This is a genomic window from Alteriqipengyuania triglochinis, assembly GCF_054655655.1.
The window spans coordinates 615,899-632,052 of the sequence record NZ_BAAHNC010000002.1 but is presented as its reverse complement, the minus strand read 5'-3'; the positions used below and the strand labels follow the sequence as shown (position 1 = coordinate 632,052).

The following is a 16,154-nucleotide window of genomic DNA, read 5'->3' as shown; positions in this document are numbered from 1 at the left end:
CCACCGGATTTGCGCGCGTTTCGCGAAGGGAGCGCCACGCTCGCGCAAGCTTTATTGCCCGCCAGCGGGAGTGGGGCATCGAAGGGGCAGACAGACCCAGGAGACCTCGCATGTCCACCATCGCCCTGCCCTTCACCATGCGCCGCACGACCAAGGCCGCCGCGAAACCGAAGTTCGAGAACGGACCGCTCGTCAAATCGCTGATCGGGGCGGCGGGAACGCTGATGACGCTGGCGGCGGCCATCGCCCTGTTCAAAGGGCTGACCGGGCTCGCACCGGACGATGGCCGCTACCACAACCCGGCGATCGCGATTCACCTCGCGACCGTGGTCCCCGCGCTGCCGCTGGGCGCATATCTTCTGCTGTCGCCCAAGGGCACGCCGCTGCACAAGATGCTCGGCAAGGTGTGGGTCGCGCTGATGGTCGTCACCGCTATCGCCATCACCTTCGTCCGCGGCGGGAGCGATTTCAGCTGGATCCACATCTTCGTGCCCTACACTCTGCTGGGTGCCTGGCAGGTGGTCTCCACTGCTCGCAAGGGCCAGATCGCCAAGCACCGCAGGCAGATCACGCAAATGTATCTCGGCGCCTTGATCATCCCCGGCCTGTTCAGCTTTCTGCCGAGCCGCCTGATGGGGATGTGGCTGCTGGGCTAACCCGTCAGCCGTAGGTCAGGCAAACCTTGCCCGCTGCCTCTTTCGCGAGGCGGCGGGCTTCGTCGGTGTCGCCTGCCGTGGCCAGCGCGACGCCCATGCGGCGGTAGGCACGCGTCACCGGCTTGGCGAAGATGCGGATATCCGCACCGTTCTCCATCGCCTCGGCCAGCCCGGAGTAGGAAACCTTGTCGCTTTCCCGGTCGGCGAGGATCACCGCGCTGGCCGCCGGGCGTGCGCGGATCGTCTCCGGCACGGGCAGGCCCATCACGGCGCGGGCATGGAGGTCGAACTCGGTCAGGTTCTGGCTGACCAGCGTGACCATCCCGGTGTCGTGCGGTCGCGGAGACAGCTCCGAGAAGATTACCTCGTCGCCGCGCACGAAGAACTCGACCCCGAACAGACCGTATCCGCCGAGGTTGTCGACAACCTTGCGCGCCATCTCCTGCGCGTCGGCCAATGCGGCCTCGCTCATGCCATGCGGCTGCCAGCTTTCCTGGTAGTCGCCACGCTCCTGCCGATGACCGATGGGCGGGCAGAACGTGACGCCATCCTTATGCCGCACCGTCAGCAAGGTGATCTCGTAATCGAAGTCGATAAACTGCTCGACGATCACCCGCGCCCGGTCGCCGCGCATATTGGCCACTGCGTAATCCCACGCTGCCTCCAGCCCCTCGGCGTCCTGCACCGTGCTCTGGCCCTTGCCCGAGGAGGACATGACCGGCTTGATGACGCAGGGAAAGCCCGTGTCGCCCGCCGCCGCGCGCACTTCGTCGAGGCTGGTGGCATAGCCATAGCGCGAGGTCCGCACGCCCAGCTCCTGCGCCGCCAGATCGCGGATCGCATCGCGGTTCATGGTCAGCTGAGCGGCGCGCGCGGTCGGCACGACATGCACGCCCGCCGCCTCGACCTCGGCCAGCACCTCGGTGCGGATCGCCTCGATCTCGGGCACGACATGGTCGGGCTTATGCCTCTCGATCACCGCGCGCAGCGCTTCGCCATCGAGCATCGAGAACACCTCGCGCGCATCGGCCAGCTGCATCGCGGGCGCATTGTCGTAGCTGTCGCAGGCGATCACGTATGCGCCGAGACGCTTGGCCGAGATAACGAACTCGCGCCCCAGCTCGCCCGAGCCGAGCAGCAGGATTTTGGTCGTGTGGCTCACGCCGCCAGCCTCAGGCCGCGTCTTCCGCGTCGAGGCCATAGGCCGTGTGCAGCACGCGCACGGCCAGCTCGGTCTCGTCCTCGTCGATCATGACCGAGACCTTGATCTCGCTGGTGGTGATCGCCTGGATGTTGATCCCGCGGTCGGCCAGCGCGCGGAACATGTCGCTCGCCACGCCCGCGTGGCTCTTCATGCCGACGCCGACGACGCTGATCTTGGCGATGTGGCTGTCGGTGATGATCCGGTTGTAGCCGATCGATTCGCGCTTGTCCTCCAGCAGGGCCTGCGCGCGGGCGAGGTCGGTCTGGGGGATCGTGAAGGTCACGTCGGTCTCGCCCTTGTCGCGGCCCACGTTCTGGATGATCATGTCGACATTGATGCTGGCCTCGGCCAGCGGGCCGAAGATCTCCGCCACCGCGCCCGGCTTGTCGGGCACGCGGGTGAGGATGATCTTCGCCTCGTTCTTGTCGTGCGCGATTCCGGTGACGAGCTTGCGTTCCATTTTTCCCTCTTCGACCATCCGCTCCATTTCCTCTTCGGAGACGATCAGCGTTCCCGGCAGATCGTCCGCCGGGGTCGCATCGTCGTCCACGAAGCTGGAGAGCACCTGTACCCTGACGCCTTCCTTCATCGCGAGGCTGACAGAGCGGGTCTGCAACACCTTCGCGCCGACGGAGGCGAGTTCGAGCATTTCTTCGTAGGTTACCGCCTTGAGCTTGCGGGCCTTGGCGACGATGCGCGGGTCGGTGGTGTAGACCCCGTCCACATCGGTGTAGATATCGCATCGGTCGGCGTTCACCGCCGCCGCGACCGCAACTGCGCTGGTGTCGGACCCGCCGCGCCCCATGGTGGTCACCCGGCCCGCCTCGCTCAGTCCCTGGAAACCGGGAATCACCGCGATCGTGCCTTGGCCCATGCTTTCGAGCAACGCATCGCTGTCGATCGCGTCGACCCGCGCCTTCGAATGCGCCTCGATCGTGCGGACGGGCAATTGCCAGCCGAGCCAGCTGCGCGCCTTCTGCCCCAGCGACTGGAGCGTCAGCGCGAGCAGGCCCGAAGTGACCTGTTCGCCGCTGGCGACGACGACGTCGTATTCCGCCGGATCGTAGAGCGCATGGGCTTCCCGCGCGAAATTGACCAGCCGATCGGTCTCGCCCGCCATCGCCGAGACGACCACGGCAACCTCGTTGCGCCCGCCGTCCTTACCGGCGGCCTGGCGGCGCACGATCTGCGCGACCCGGCGAATACGCTCGGTCCCCGCCATCGAGGTGCCACCGAATTTCATTACGATCCGGGCCAAGGCCGATAGTCTCCATGCTGGTAGGCAAACTTGCGCGGTGTTAGGGAGCGTGCATGAGCGATGCAACAGCCCTGAAGTCCAAGACCATCCGCCCGGAAGAAGCGAGCCACTTCGGCGCACTCGCTGCGGACTGGTGGGACCCGAAGGGTTCGTCCGCCATGCTCCACCGCCTGAACCCGGTCCGGCTGAGCTTCATCCGCGATTGCATCGACCGCCACTGGGGCGGCGATATCGAGAGCGCGGCACCGCTGAACGGCAAATCCGCGCTGGACGTGGGCTGCGGCGCGGGCCTGCTGTGCGAGCCCTTGTCGCGACTCGGCGCGGAGGTGACCGGCGTCGACGCCGCGCCCGAGAATGCCGCCGCCGCTGCCGCCCATGCCGAGGCGGCCGGGCTCGACATCCGCTACATGGCGGGCGAGCTGGCGCAGCTCGACCTCGGCAGCTTCGACCTCGTCACCTGCATGGAGGTGATCGAGCACGTGGCCGACAAACCCGCCTTCCTCGCCGCGCTGGCCGGGTGCCTGGCCGATGACGGCCTCCTCATCCTGTCGACTCCCAACCGCACGCTGGGCAGCCGCACGCTGCTGGTCGGCGCGGCCGAAGCCGTGGGCGCAGTGCCGCGCGGCACCCACCACTGGGACGACTTTGTCACCCCCGAAGAGCTGACCGATCTCCTCGCCGATGCGGGCCTTGCCGTCACCCAGACCCGTGGCATCGCCTGGCGTCCGGGCAAGGGCCTGCACCTGTCGGACGACACCAGCCTCAACTACATCCTCGCCGCGCGGCGAGGTTAGCCGCGTATTTCACGCGAAATACCGCTTCGCGAGGCAGGCTACCGCACCAGTCCCGGATCGTCGGTGAAGTAGCCGTCCACCCCGGCGGCCTTCAGCAGCTCCACCAGCCCCAGCATGTTGCCCACGCCGTTCTGGCTCGCGTCCGAACGCAGCGAGGGCGGCAGGAACACGTTTTCCTTGCGCACGGTCCACGGGTGGACCTGCAGGCCCGCCGCGTGGGCATCGCGTACCAGATCGGTCGGCGTGCCGTCGTCGTTCAGCACATGGCCCATGTACGGCCCGATCCCGTCAGCATATTCGGCCACTTCGGCGAGGCCGGTCGGCGTCATGATTCCCGCCCAGGTCATCGCAGGCTCGTCATACGGGCCGCCTTCGGGCTTGATCAGCAGGATCAGCGGCGTGTCGATCATCTTGTCGAGCCGCTGGAGCGGGGTCACGTCGAACACCTGCACGAAGACATCGGCGTCCGCGCCATCCAGCCCTTCCTGCTTGAGCTGGCGCACCAGCAGGTCGACGGTGTCGATCCCGGTTTCCTGCAGCAGCCAGGTCGGGTGCTTGAGTTCGGGATAGAGGCCGATCTTGCGGCCCGTCTCCGCCTCCTTGGCGTGCTTGAGCGCGATGATGTCGGCGAAGGTGGGCACCTGGTAGAGCCCGTCGAACCGCGAATTCGCCGGGCGCAGCGCGGGCATCCGCTCCTTCGCGCGCAGCGTTTGCAGTTCGGCCAGCGTGAAATCCTCCACGAACCAGCCGTTGATCATCTGGCCTTCGATGTTCTTGGTCCGGCGACGGTCGGCAAACTCGGGATGGTCGGCGACATCGGTCGTCTCGCCGATCTCGTTCTCGTGCCGGGCGACCAGCACCAGATCCTTGGTCACCACCAGATCGGGCTCAATATAGTCGGCACCCTGGTCGATCGCGCGCTCGTAGCTGGCCAGCGTATGTTCGGGCCGCTCCCCGCTCGCGCCGCGATGCGCGATCACCAGCGTGTCGCCATCGGCGTTGACCGGTGCAAGCTCAGACATGGCCTGCGCGCTCGCACAGACGGGGGAGAGGGCAACGGCCAATACCGCGAGCCATTTCAGCACAATTCATCCTTCCATTCCGGTTCCTTGAAGCCGACCAGCAGGCCGCCCTCATGTTCGCATACCGGGCGCTTGATCAGGCTTGGATGTTGCACCATCAAGGCAATCGCCTTGTCGCGGGTAAGATCGGCCTTGTCGGCCTCGTCCAGCTTGCGAAACGTGGTCCCGCGTTTGTTGAGCAGGATTTCCCAGCCCGCCGAATCGGCCCAGCCACCAATCTCCCCGGCATCTGGCGCGTCCTTCTTGAAGTCGCGAAAAGCGTAGGCGAGGCCCTGTGCGTCGAGCCATTTGCGCGCCTTCTTCACCGTGTCGCAATTGGGGATGCCGTTTATCGTGATGGTCATGAATTCTCGCTCGACTGGAAGGTGGTCACCTGCGGGTCGAGGCAGGTGAACATCGTGTACCGGGCGTAGTGGCTCTTCCTGCCCTCGCCCTGAACGGTCGCATGGTCGGGGTGACAGCGCCACGCCTTGGCCGCATCGCGCGTCGCCCATTCGGAGATGGTGACGGTCTCGCCGTCTTCCGCCGCGTAGGTCTTCACGGCGAGGAAGCCGGGCTGATCGCGGGCGAGCAGCTCCATCGCCTCGGCATGGTCGGCATAGGCGGCCGCATCGTAGTCGGCGCGTTTACGGCTGCGGAAGACCACCAGATACATTGGCTTTAGCAGCTCGATCGTGTCGAAAGGCTGGCTGGCCTGACACACCTGACACAGTGTCTTGCACCAGAAAAACCGCCTTCGACGCGGGCATGCGAATGAACGGCATCCGGGCGGTGATCGGGGCGCAGCGGCATGCTGGGCGTCATAGCGTGCGCACACCGGGTAGGACAGTGCCCGCCGCGCCCGTTTTAAACGAAACGTGGCGCGGGCGGGACTTGGCGCCGCCGAGGGTGCGACCTCGCCCCGCGTCGGTCAGCCGGTGCGGAAATCGACGATCCGGCCCGATGCGTCGAAGCGGCAGGTGAACTGATCGCGATCGCGGTCGCGGTTATCGGTTTCGCCCTGCACGGTGTAGACGCCCCGGTTGCGTTCCTCGGCATAGGTGATGCGGACACGGCCGTACCGGCTTGCCTCGCGCCCGCAGGCATTGACCGCCGCGCGCTCGAAGTCGTTGTTGTCCCGGTAGGAATAGCCATAGCCGCCGCCGTTATGGTCGCCGTAGCCACCATTGTGGTCGCCGTAGCGATCGCCATAGCCGTAACCATCGTCACCAAGGCCGAAGCCGCTGCCATAGGCGCAGCCGCCGACCATCAGGGTGCCTGCCAGAAGGGCGGAAATCGTCGTTTTGCGCATGAAATCTCTCCGATGACAAAGCGAGACCACCATTCTCGCGGGGGGGGTCATGGGAGATAATACGGTCGGACGATGGCGCGCGTTCCCGCCCAGGCTACACGGTCAGCCGCGAATGCGCGTCGGCAATGGCCACCGCCAGCGCGTCCGCCGCGTCGGCTCCCGCGACCTGCGCACCGGGTAGCAACACCTTGAGCATCGCCTGCACCTGGCGCTTTTCCGCCGCTCCAGTGCCGACAACGGCCTTCTTCACGCTGCGCGCGGCATGCTCGCGCACCTCCAGCCCTCGCCCGTCATGCGCCGCGCCGCACGCGGCCAGCACCGCGCCGCGCGCCTGCGCCAGCTTGAGCGTGGACTGAGGGTTCTTGTTGACGAAAATCTCCTCGCACGCCGCGCGATCCGGTGCGTGCTCGGCAATCACCTTGGCCAGATCGTGCTGCAATTGTGCCAGCCGCTGCGCGATCGGTGCCTTCGCATTCGTGGCGATCTGCCCGTTGGCGATGTGGCTCAGCCGCGATCCCTCCGCTCGGATCACGCCCCAGCCGGTGCAGGAAAGCGAGGGATCGAGGCCGAGGATGATGGTCATGGAATGGGCCCGCCCCCAAAAGGCAGGCGAGCAGGAAGGCCTAGCCCTCCAGCTTTTCCATCACGTCATCCGATATGTCGTAGTTGCCCCAGACGGTCTGCACGTCGTCGTCGTCGTCGAGCGCGTCGATCAGCTTGAGCAGCGTGCCGGCGTTCTTCTCGTCCATGTCGACCGTGAGGTTGGGCTTCCACGCCAGTTTCACGGTTTCCGCTTCGCCGAGAGACTTCTCGAGGCTTTCGGCGACCGCGTGCAGGTCGTCGGGCGCGGTCCAGATCTCGTGGCCGTCATCGGTGCTGGCAATGTCTTCCGCGCCCGCTTCCAGCGCGGCTTCGAGGACCTTTTCCTCGCCGCCCGCATCGGCCGGATAGACGATCAGGCCGAGCCGTTCGAACCCGTGCGCGACCGATCCTTCCGTCCCTAGATTGCCGCCATTCTTGGAGAACGCGGTGCGGATATTGGTCGCGGTGCGGTTGCGGTTGTCGGTCAGCGCCTCGACGATGATCGCGCTGCCGCCAGGGCCGTAGCCTTCGTAGCGCACTTCCTCGTAATTATCGCCGTCATTGGCCGACGCCTTGTCGATCGCGCGCTGGATATTGTCCTTGGGCATCGACTGCGCCTTGGCGGCGTTGATCGCCAGCCGCAGGCGCGGGTTCATGTCCGGATCGGGCATGCCCATCTTCGCCGCAACGGTAATCTCGCGCGAAAGCTTGGAAAACAGGTTGGACCGTTTCTTGTCCTGCGCACCCTTGCGGTGCATGATGTTCTTGAATTTGGAATGGCCTGCCATGGGAACCTACAAAAAGTGATACTTTTTAAGGACCCCGAGTGGGGTCCCGCTATGCGGAAGGCCTCTACACCGGCTCAGGCGCACAGGGCAACATGGGCAAGGCATGATCGGCGACGATCAGCCGTTCCGGATTTCGCCCCACTTGGTGATTTCCGCGCTGCATTGGCGGCATGTCCACCCCCCGACCAGAGCCTGCCGAACCGATCGTGGCATGCGCATCGCCGGAAGGCTCTGCCCGCAACGCGGACACTCTTTCGGCCAGCGCCGGGGAATTCCGACGATCCGCCACAAGGGTTCGTATTTGCGAGCCAGCCAGATCGCCGCAAACAGCAGGCCGGCCGCAAGAGCGATTGCGATTCCGTAGACGGCGAGATCCGACATCGCGGCTCTCAGATCCGCACCGCTGTGCCGCTTGCCGATACCATAAGCATCGAGCCGGTATCGCCGATCACCTCGTAATCGAGATCGACGCCGACCACCGCATTGGCGCCCAGCTTCTGCGCCTCGGCCTGCATCTCCTCGATCGCGTCGTGGCGCGCTTCCTTCAGCACCTTTTCGTAGGAACCCGCGCGCCCGCCCACGACGTCGCGAATGCTCGCGAACAGGTCGCGAAACATGTTGGCGCCGATGATCGCCTCGCCGGTCACGATGCCGAGGTAATCCTGCACCGGCCGGCCTTCGACAGTCGGCGTGGTAGTGACGATGATGCCGGTCTCGGCGGTCTTCCAGGGACTAGCCATTGACGATGATTCCTCCGTTGGGGTGCAGTACCTGGCCCGACATATAGGACGAATCATCGCAGGCAAGGAACAGGAACGCGGGCGCGACCTCGTTGGGTTGACCTGGGCGGCCCATCGGGGTGTCCTCGCCGAAATCGTCCATATTCTCGGGCGGCTGCCCGCCCATGGGATTGAGCGGGGTCCAGATCGGGCCGGGCGCGACCGCGTTCACGCGGATGCCGTCTTCGATCAGGTTCTCGCTCAAGGAGCGGGTGAAGGCGGTGATCGCGCCCTTGGTGGCGCTGTAGTCCAGCAGGATCGGCGCCCCCTTATACATCGTGACGCTGGTGCAGTTCACGATCGCCGCGCCTTTCTTCAGGTGCGGGCGCGCAGCCTGGACGAGGTAAAACTGGCTGAAGATATTGGTCTGGAAAGTCCGCTGCAGCTGCTGCGCGGTAATGTCGGTCACGTCCTCGTCTGGATGCTGCTCGCCCGCGTTGTTGACCAGCACGTCGAGCCCGCCAAACCGTTCGACCACGGCCTTCACCAGCCCTTCGCAATGGTCCGGATCGCCCAGATCGCCAGCAGAGAGCAGCACGTCGGCCCCCTCCTTCTCGCACGCCTCGCGCGTGATGTGCGCGTCGTCATGCTCTTCGAGATAGGCGATCGCCACGTTGGCGCCCTCGCGCGCGAACAGCACCGCGACCGCACGGCCGATGCCGCTGTCCGCGCCGGTCACCAGCGCAGTCTTGCCCTTCAGCCGCCCCGATCCGGGGTAGCGCGGCTGCCACTGCGGCTTCTTGTCGAGGTCGGTCTCATGCCCCGGCATCCGCGGTTCTTCGGATGTTTCGCGGACGAAGGCGGTGTCGGTTTCGGTCGGGTCGGTCATCGGGCGTTGTCCTTGAAAAAGAGGGCCTTACCTCTTGTTCAAGCACGCCAGTCGCGATGGGTTCCGAATCGATCCTGCGGCAAGTCGCGCGAGCAGACCGGCCCCAGACCGCCTATTCGAAACCGGTGAGCGTCATGCTCAGGTTAAAATCTTCCCAGAGTCGCTGCGTGCCGAGCAGGTAGATGTCTTCGCAATAGGGGCCGTAGCAAAAGCCGTGCAGAGTGCCGCTGGTGCCACCCTGGTCATTGCGCAGTTCCGCCGTCATTCGTCCGGTGGCCCGGTCGATTGTTCCCTCGATCAGAAGGGGGCCGAACAGAGGTTCGGACCCCTTGTTCATGGTCAGGGTGAACTTCTCGTCCCGGAAAATCTTGAAGCGGTTCTTGGCGTAATCCATCTCCATCGAGAACCGCGCCGAGCCCTGATCCCCCTGGAAGGTTCGCGTCGCATGCCTTTCGACAACGAGCTGGAACGGGCGCACGTCAATGCCGCGCGGTGGCATGTCGTCGCTGCGGGTGCGTGAGCCGACGATCAGGTATCGGCCTTCCCAAGTCCCGTCTGCGCGGGTCACATCGCTCCGAACGCTAGCAATATAGGGGGATCCGACACCGGGTTTGTATCCTGCGAAACTGAGGATCCGCCGTTCCGACGGATTGTGCCACTCGATGGATGCATCGCTTTCCGACAGGTTGCTCTCCACCGGGTCGAGGCGGATCGTTTCCCCATCGTAGATGAACGTGGCCGATCGATCAGCGGGATCATATTCGAACGACGCCGGGACGACGGGCGAGAGGCGGTATTCGTTCATGAGCGAGCCGTCGGGGTAAAGGTCCGGCAGGCGCGTAACGAGCACCTCGTACGCGTCGCCGTCGAACTGCCTGGGTTCGGTTAGCGAGAACGCCGTCGGATAGACATAGGTGGACGTCCTGGGCGGTACGGCTTCGGTCGCCTGTTCCGGCGGAATGCCCTGCGTGCCGGGCGGGATCGCGCTATCGCCCCCGCATGACGCCAGCGCGAGCATTGCCGCAACGGGCGTCGCAGCCCGAATCAGCTTTTTCATTGCCGAAGATTTCCCATCCCAAACGCCGAATTGGCGCGAGATGGAAAATACTTGCGGGCGAAAGACCGGTCAATCTGGAAACGACCGGCCTGTCTCCTGTCAGCCCATGCCGAGCGCGGCCTTGTAGGTGTCGAGGATCATTTCCTGCTCGCTGCGGTCGTCGGGCTTCATCTTCCGCAGGCGCACGATCTGGCGCATGATCTTGGGATCGTAGCCGACCGCCTTGGCCTCGGCATAGACGTCGCGGATATCGTCGGCGATGCCCTTCTTCTCTTCCTCGAGGCGTTCGATGCGCTCGATCAGCAGGCGCAGGCGGTCGTCGGTGGTCTCGGCCATTGGGCACTCCGGTAATGTTGAGAATCGGTTGGCGGCTGCCTAGCCAGCGTTGCGCGCCCGGTGAACCCGGTGCGCAGCTAATCCACGCGATTCTTCTTCATGCTCGCCTCCATCCGGTCGAGCTGCGCCTGCGTCGCGGCGCTCTGGCGGGTCGCCTTCCACTCGTCCTGTGGCATTCCGTGGATCAGTTCGCGCGCTGCCGCCTTGTCGCCGTCATAGCCCGCATCGCGGATCCAGTCCGCCAGGCAGTTGCGGCAGAAGCCTGCGAGCCCCATCAGCTCGATGTTCTGCGCATCGTGGCGATGGCGCAGGTGGCGGACCAGCCGGCGGAAGGCCGCAGCGGCTACGGCATCGTCGAGTTCGTCCAGCGGATCGGGTGATTGGTTCACGCGACATCTCCATTCGCTCTTGTCTTGAAACAATCCCCTGCCATAGCCCTACACCATGCCCAAGCTCGATCCCAGAAACCGTAAGGTCAAAATCCTCGCCACCATCGGCCCCGCCAGCCGGGAGCCCGAGATGCTCCGCCGCCTGTTCAAGGCGGGCGTCGACGCCTTCCGCGTCAACATGAGCCATGGCGACCAGGAAACGCATGCGCGCACGATCGCCGCGATCCGCGCGCTGGAGACCGAGTTCGAACGGCCGATCACGATCCTCGCCGACCTGCAGGGCCCCAAGCTGCGCGTGGGCACCTTCAAGGACGGCAAGGCGGTGATTCGCCACTCGGGCCATTTCACGCTGGACCGCGACCCGACGCCGGGCGACGAAACGCGCGTCCAACTGCCGCATCCCGAGCTGTTCGGTATCCTCCAGAAGGGCCAGCGCCTGCTGATCAACGACGGCAAGATCCGCCTCAAGGTGATCAAGGCGGAAAAGGACGCGATCCTGTGCTCGGCCGAAGTCGGCGGCGTGATTTCGGACCGCAAGGGCGTGAACGTGCCCGATGCCGAAGTGCCGATCCCCGCGCTGACCGACAAGGACCGCAAGGATCTGGCCTTTGCGTGCGAACAGGGCGCGGACTGGATCGCGCTCTCCTTCGTGCAGCGGCCCGAAGACGTGGCCGAGGCGCGCAAGCTGATGACCGCGACCGACGGGATCACGCCCGCGCTGTGCGCCAAGATCGAAAAGCCGAGCGCGGTGCGCCGCCTTGCCGAGATCGTCGAACTGTCCGACGGCGTGATGGTCGCGCGCGGCGACTTGGGCGTGGAGCTCGATCCTGAAGACGTCCCGCCCTTGCAGAAGCGCATCGTCGACATGACGCGGCAGGCGGGCAAGCCGGTTATCGTCGCCACGCAGATGCTCGAATCGATGATCGAGAGCCCCGCGCCGACGCGCGCCGAAGTCTCCGACGTCGCCAATGCGGTGTACGACGGGGCGGATGCGGTAATGCTGTCGGCGGAGACCGCGGCGGGCGAGTGGCCCGAGGAAACGGTCGCGATCATGGACCGGATCGTGACCAAGGTGGAGCAGGACGAGAGCTATCGCGCCCGCATGACCTTCCTCGAAACCAAGGCCGATCCGACCACCGCCGACGCGCTGAGCCATGCGTGTTCGACCATCGCCGCCACCGTGCCGGTCGCCGCGATTACTGTGTTCACCTTCTCCGGATCGACCGCGCGGCGCGTGGCGCGCGAACGGCCTTCGGTGCCGATGCTGGTGCTAACGCCGAGCATGCGAACCGCGCGCCGGGTCGGCCTGCTGTGGGGCGCGCATGCCGTGGCGACCAAGGATATCGGCAGCTTCGAAGAGATGATCGCCAAGGGCAAGCGGATGGCGCTGCGCCACGGCTTCGGCAAGGCCGGCAGCAAGCTGATCGTGCTCGCAGGGGTACCCTTCGGCACCCCGGGCAGCACCAACCTGCTGCATGTCGTGACGCTGAGCGGGGACGAACTGAAGGGCCGCTAGGCCGAGCCCTTGCGGGCGGGCAGAATACAGCCCGCGGCCAGCGCCATAAGAAAACCTTTATCCTATCGCGCTATACCCTTTCCTGCGCACGAAAGGGGCGAGAGTGGCAATAGCGGTAGATTTGCATCTGACCATCTTCGGGCTGATCCTCGGATTGGCGCTGGTGTCGATGCTCGTCCATCTTTCATTGCGGCGGGGGTCGGCGCTCGGCTGGCTGGCGGCTGCGCTACTGTGCGTCTCGGTCGAGTTGCTGGTCCTGCGCTACGGCGCCCTCTCCAGCATGGGCATCGCGGCCGTCGCGATCCTGGTCCCCGGAAGCTATGTCTGCGCAGCGCAGGCCATACGCCACGTTACGGGGCTTCCCCTGATGAGCCGGCGGGTGGCCGCCGGCACGGCCATGCTCACCGGGCTGTCGCTTGCCCTTCTGACCATGCCTTTGCCGCCCACGCTGCAATACGTGCCCTTCCAGCTGGCGGGCATATTCGCCTTTCTCGACACGATGCTGGCGCTCGCCAGAATGCCCAAAAGGAATCCGCTGGAACAGGGCCTGCTGGCGCTCGGCCTTTTCATCCTTGCTGGCGTCATCCTGCGCGTGCCGATGTTTCCGGCCCTGCTGGGTGAACCCACCCCGTGGGCCATCTTCGATTCCGAACTGTTCGCGCGCTCCTTCCTGCAGGGCATGGGCGTGTTGAACACCGGCCTTGCCCTCCTGGTCGTGGCGCTGATCGTGACCAAGGTGATCGTCGGCTACCGCCACAGCTCCGAACGCGACGGGCTGACCGAACTTCTCAACCGCAGGGCGTTCGACGCTCTGGTCGACCAGCCCGCATCCTCCCACGGGGCGGTCGTGATGTGCGATATCGACCGGTTCAAGGACATCAACGATCGCTTCGGCCATCATGTCGGTGACGAAGTGATCCGCTCCTTCGCCAATATGCTCGGCCGTCACGGCCGGCATGCGGGCCGCGTGGGGGGCGAGGAATTCGCGCTGCTGCTGTTCGATACCAGCCTCGAGGAAGCAGCGGCCCTCGCCGAGCAGATTCGCAACGAATTCGCCTGCCTGCGCCATCCGGCGATCGGCCCTGCCACGCAGCTCAGCGCGAGTTTCGGGGTGGCGGCGTTCGAGCGCGGGATGTCGGTCCGCGCAGCGATCCGCAGCGCCGACCGCGCGCTCTACACCGCCAAGCACACCGGCCGGAACCGCGTGACGACCGCGTTCGAGGAAGACGCCCTGCCCGAGCCGATCCTCTCCGCCGCCTGAGCGGCCCTTCCTGCCGCAGTGGAGGATAAGCCACGCCCGCGACATTGCGCGGCGCGGTCTGGCGGCTAGATTTGGACCCAAGGCGCGGCCCGCGCCTCCTCCCTCCAGACGGGGCAGCATCATTCCATGCAGGGCGCTTTTCCATCTGTCGAACCCCTGGGTTCGGGCACGCACGCATGAGGAGGGGTTGCGCCGATCCGCCCGGACAGGAGGATACGACATGCAACTCTCCCGACCGATCTATCAGTTGAAGCGCAGCGCGAAGCTGCTGGCGCGTGAAGCCGCGATTCCCCTGCACGAAGCGCAGGCCCGGATCGCGCGGAGCGAAGGCTTTGCGACCTGGAGCCTTCTTTCGGCCAAAGCGTCTTCAACGCACGTCGATGCGCCGCGCCCGCACCCAATCCTGCCGGACCTCGCCGAAGGGGAGATGATGCTGCTCGCCGCGCGGCCCGGACAGGGCAAGACGCTCACCGGATTACAGCTGCTGGTCGATGCAGTGAACGCAGGCCGGCGCGCGGTGTTCTTCACCCTCGACATGACCGAAAGCCAGACCCACGCCCTGCTCGAGCGGATCGGCGCGGGCGATGCCGTGCCCGAGATCGTCATGGCGGACGATATCGAGGCAGCGTCCATCCAGCGCCATCTCGCGGATGCCCCGGCAGGCACGGTGGCGGTGATCGACTACCTGCAAATCCTCGACCAGCGGCGCGATACGCCGCCTCTGGCCGAGCAGCTCGCTGCCCTGCAAAGCTTCGCGCGGACCAGCGGCGTGTCCTTCGCCTTCATTGCGCAGATCGACCGCGCCTATGATCCGGACACCGGCGCGCTGCCTGGCTCTGGCGACCTGCGGCTGCCCAATCCGGTGCCGCTCGATCTGTTTGCGAGTGCCTGCTTCGCGCATGCGGGGCGCAGCGCGCTCGAAGCGTTGGGCTGACCCGAAACGCGGGCGGTGGGCTATCCCGCCGCCCGCTCCAGTCGCGCGCGTGCCTCATCCTCGCCGATCAGCGGCAGCAGCTCGGCCATGTCGGGGCCGTGGTCCATGCCCGTCAGCGCCTGGCGCAGCGGGAGGAACAGCGGCTTGCCCTTGCGCCCGGTGCGCCCTTTCAGCGCCGCGGTGAGATCGGCCCACGGATTGTCCGACCATGCGAGCGCATCGGCGGCTTCGCGCAGATAGTCGCGATCCTCATCCGAGAACTCGGGCTGATCGATCGGCCCGGTGACCAGCCGCCACAACTCGCCCGCTTCATCGACGGTGGTCAGATTGGGCCGGATCGCGTGCCAGCCCGCCGCGTCGATACCCTCCGGCAGGCGGCCCTTCACCTCTTCGAAGTCCAGCTGGTGGACGATGGCGGTGTTGATCCGCTCCAGCTCCGCTTCGTCGAACTTGGCGGGCGCGCGCCCGAACGTGGCGAGGTCGAACCCCTCGACCAGCACCTGCCGGTCCGCGATCGGTTCGACCGGCTGCGACGTGCCGAGCCGCGCGAGCAGCGAGAGGATCGCCTCGGGCTCGATTCCCCGGTCGCGGAGCGCCTCGCACGACAGCGAGCCGAGCCGCTTGGACAGCTTGCCTTCCTTGCCCACCAGCAGCGCGGTGTGGCCGAACCGGGGAAAGCTGTCGATCACGTCGCAATGCTCGGGCCCGAAGCCGGCGTGATGCAGCGCGGTGAACATCTGAACCTGCACTGCGGTGTTGGAGACATGATCCTCACCCCGCAACACATTGGTCACGCCCATGTCCATATCGTCCACCACACTCGGCAGCATGTAGAGCCAGCTGCCGTCGGCGCGGCGGATCACCGGGTCGGAAAGCTGCGCGGGGTCGAATTTCTGTGGCCCGCGCACCTCGTCTTCCCAGTCGATATGCTCTTCGTGGTCGAGCCGGAAGCGCCAGTGGGGGACGATGCCCTCCGCTTCCTTTGCCGCGCGCTCCTCGTCCGACAGGGCGAGCGCCGCGCGGTCGTAGATCGGCGGTCGCCCGCGCCCCAGCGCAATCTTGCGCTTCAGCTCAAGCTCCTGCGCGGTCTCGTAGGCGGGATAGACGCGGCCTGCGTCCTTCAGCTTCGCGAAGGCATCCTCGTACAGGTCGAGCCGCTCCGACTGGCGAAACTCCGCGTCGGGCTCCAGCCCCAGCCACGCGAGATCCTCCCGAATCGCCTCTACATACTCCTCGCGCGAGCGTTCGGCATCGGTGTCGTCGATCCGCAGGAGGAAGCGCGCGCTATCGCCTGGCGCCCTCGACTGCGCGAGCAGCCAGTTGTGCAGCGCGGTGCGCAGGTTGCCGACATGGAGGCGGCCCGTGGGCGACGGCGCGAAGCGGGTAACGATCATGCCG

20 protein-coding genes are annotated in these 16,154 nt (G+C 65.9%); 5 read left to right on the top strand and 15 right to left on the bottom strand.

The window, feature by feature from the left end; genetic code table 11:
• Nucleotides 1-110 precede the first annotated feature (110 nt).
• Complete coding sequence (locus ACYQ0L_RS08850; protein WP_459788721.1) at nucleotides 111-656, top strand: DUF2306 domain-containing protein; 546 nt, start codon at nucleotides 111-113, stop codon at nucleotides 654-656.
• Between the two features lie 4 nt (nucleotides 657-660).
• On the opposite strand, the gene purT is transcribed toward ACYQ0L_RS08850, so the two are convergent.
• Both purT and ACYQ0L_RS08840 read right to left on the bottom strand, forming a co-directional pair.
• A complete protein-coding gene (gene purT / locus ACYQ0L_RS08845) occupies nucleotides 661-1,818 on the bottom strand; it encodes a formate-dependent phosphoribosylglycinamide formyltransferase (protein WP_459788719.1) in 1,158 nt (385 codons plus the stop codon).
• A gap of 10 nt (nucleotides 1,819-1,828) precedes the next feature.
• Nucleotides 1,829-3,118 (bottom strand): aspartate kinase, encoded by a 1,290-nt coding sequence (locus ACYQ0L_RS08840; protein ID WP_459788717.1) that lies wholly within the window; start codon nucleotides 3,116-3,118, stop codon nucleotides 1,829-1,831.
• Between the two features lie 53 nt (nucleotides 3,119-3,171).
• On the opposite strand from ACYQ0L_RS08840, the gene ubiG reads away from it, so the two are divergent.
• A complete protein-coding gene (gene ubiG, locus ACYQ0L_RS08835) occupies nucleotides 3,172-3,912 on the top strand; it encodes a bifunctional 2-polyprenyl-6-hydroxyphenol methylase/3-demethylubiquinol 3-O-methyltransferase UbiG (RefSeq protein ID WP_459788716.1) in 741 nt (246 codons plus the stop codon).
• Nucleotides 3,913-3,950: 38 nt separating this feature from the next.
• On the opposite strand, the gene ACYQ0L_RS08830 is transcribed toward ubiG, so the two are convergent.
• The 12 genes from ACYQ0L_RS08830 to ACYQ0L_RS08775 all read right to left on the bottom strand — a co-directional run bounded on the left by ACYQ0L_RS08830 (nucleotide 3,951) and on the right by ACYQ0L_RS08775 (nucleotide 11,045).
• A complete protein-coding gene (locus ACYQ0L_RS08830) occupies nucleotides 3,951-4,934 on the bottom strand; it encodes a glycerophosphodiester phosphodiesterase (RefSeq protein WP_459788715.1) in 984 nt (327 codons plus the stop codon).
• 56 nt (nucleotides 4,935-4,990) lie between these two features.
• Nucleotides 4,991-5,338, bottom strand: a complete 348-nt coding sequence (locus ACYQ0L_RS08825) for an arsenate reductase (protein ID WP_459788713.1) — start codon at nucleotides 5,336-5,338, stop codon at nucleotides 4,991-4,993.
• A complete protein-coding gene (locus ACYQ0L_RS08820; RefSeq protein WP_459788712.1) occupies nucleotides 5,335-5,697 on the bottom strand; it encodes an antibiotic biosynthesis monooxygenase family protein in 363 nt (120 codons plus the stop codon). The genes ACYQ0L_RS08825 and ACYQ0L_RS08820 overlap by 4 nt, the downstream gene beginning before the upstream one ends.
• Nucleotides 5,698-5,904: 207 nt before the next feature.
• Nucleotides 5,905-6,285 carry a hypothetical protein gene (locus tag ACYQ0L_RS08815; protein WP_459788711.1) on the bottom strand — a complete coding sequence of 127 codons (381 nt, stop codon included), beginning with the start codon at nucleotides 6,283-6,285 and terminating at the stop codon, nucleotides 5,905-5,907.
• Between the two features lie 94 nt (nucleotides 6,286-6,379).
• Nucleotides 6,380-6,868 (bottom strand): crossover junction endodeoxyribonuclease RuvC, encoded by a 489-nt coding sequence (gene ruvC / locus ACYQ0L_RS08810; protein WP_459788709.1) that lies wholly within the window; start codon nucleotides 6,866-6,868, stop codon nucleotides 6,380-6,382.
• Nucleotides 6,869-6,908: 40 nt separating this feature from the next.
• Nucleotides 6,909-7,655: a YebC/PmpR family DNA-binding transcriptional regulator gene (locus tag ACYQ0L_RS08805; RefSeq protein ID WP_459788708.1), complete on the bottom strand. Its 747-nt coding sequence runs from the start codon at nucleotides 7,653-7,655 to the stop codon at nucleotides 6,909-6,911.
• A gap of 117 nt (nucleotides 7,656-7,772) precedes the next feature.
• The gene (locus tag ACYQ0L_RS08800) at nucleotides 7,773-8,036 is read right to left on the bottom strand and encodes a hypothetical protein (protein ID WP_459788707.1); all 264 of its coding nucleotides are present in this window, start codon (nucleotides 8,034-8,036) and stop codon (nucleotides 7,773-7,775) included.
• Nucleotides 8,037-8,044: 8 nt separating this feature from the next.
• Entirely contained in the window at nucleotides 8,045-8,395 is a 351-nt protein-coding gene (locus tag ACYQ0L_RS08795) for a YbjQ family protein (RefSeq protein WP_459788705.1), read from the bottom strand.
• On the bottom strand, nucleotides 8,388-9,263 hold the full coding sequence (locus ACYQ0L_RS08790) for an SDR family oxidoreductase (protein WP_459788704.1): 876 nt from the start codon (nucleotides 9,261-9,263) through the stop codon (nucleotides 8,388-8,390). Before ACYQ0L_RS08790 ends, ACYQ0L_RS08795 begins: the two co-directional genes overlap by 8 nt.
• 112 nt (nucleotides 9,264-9,375) lie before the next feature.
• On the bottom strand, nucleotides 9,376-10,320 hold the full coding sequence (locus tag ACYQ0L_RS08785) for a hypothetical protein (RefSeq protein ID WP_459788703.1): 945 nt from the start codon (nucleotides 10,318-10,320) through the stop codon (nucleotides 9,376-9,378).
• Nucleotides 10,321-10,419: 99 nt separating this feature from the next.
• Nucleotides 10,420-10,656, bottom strand: coding sequence for a DUF2312 domain-containing protein (locus ACYQ0L_RS08780; RefSeq protein WP_010233163.1), 237 nt, complete (start codon nucleotides 10,654-10,656; stop codon nucleotides 10,420-10,422).
• Between the two features lie 77 nt (nucleotides 10,657-10,733).
• A complete protein-coding gene (locus ACYQ0L_RS08775; RefSeq protein WP_459788701.1) occupies nucleotides 10,734-11,045 on the bottom strand; it encodes a DUF1244 domain-containing protein in 312 nt (103 codons plus the stop codon).
• Between the two features lie 55 nt (nucleotides 11,046-11,100).
• On the opposite strand from ACYQ0L_RS08775, the gene pyk reads away from it, so the two are divergent.
• From pyk to ACYQ0L_RS08760, 3 genes are all read left to right on the top strand, one after another.
• A complete protein-coding gene (gene pyk / locus ACYQ0L_RS08770; RefSeq protein WP_459788700.1) occupies nucleotides 11,101-12,561 on the top strand; it encodes a pyruvate kinase in 1,461 nt (486 codons plus the stop codon).
• Between the two features lie 121 nt (nucleotides 12,562-12,682).
• Nucleotides 12,683-13,822: a GGDEF domain-containing protein gene (locus tag ACYQ0L_RS08765; RefSeq protein ID WP_459788699.1), complete on the top strand. Its 1,140-nt coding sequence runs from the start codon at nucleotides 12,683-12,685 to the stop codon at nucleotides 13,820-13,822.
• Between the two features lie 220 nt (nucleotides 13,823-14,042).
• The gene (locus ACYQ0L_RS08760) at nucleotides 14,043-14,756 is read left to right on the top strand and encodes a DNA helicase (protein ID WP_459788698.1); all 714 of its coding nucleotides are present in this window, start codon (nucleotides 14,043-14,045) and stop codon (nucleotides 14,754-14,756) included.
• Between the two features lie 20 nt (nucleotides 14,757-14,776).
• On the opposite strand, the gene gltX is transcribed toward ACYQ0L_RS08760, so the two are convergent.
• Nucleotides 14,777-16,150 (bottom strand): glutamate--tRNA ligase, encoded by a 1,374-nt coding sequence (gltX, locus tag ACYQ0L_RS08755; protein WP_459788697.1) that lies wholly within the window; start codon nucleotides 16,148-16,150, stop codon nucleotides 14,777-14,779.
• Nucleotides 16,151-16,154 lie beyond the last annotated feature (4 nt).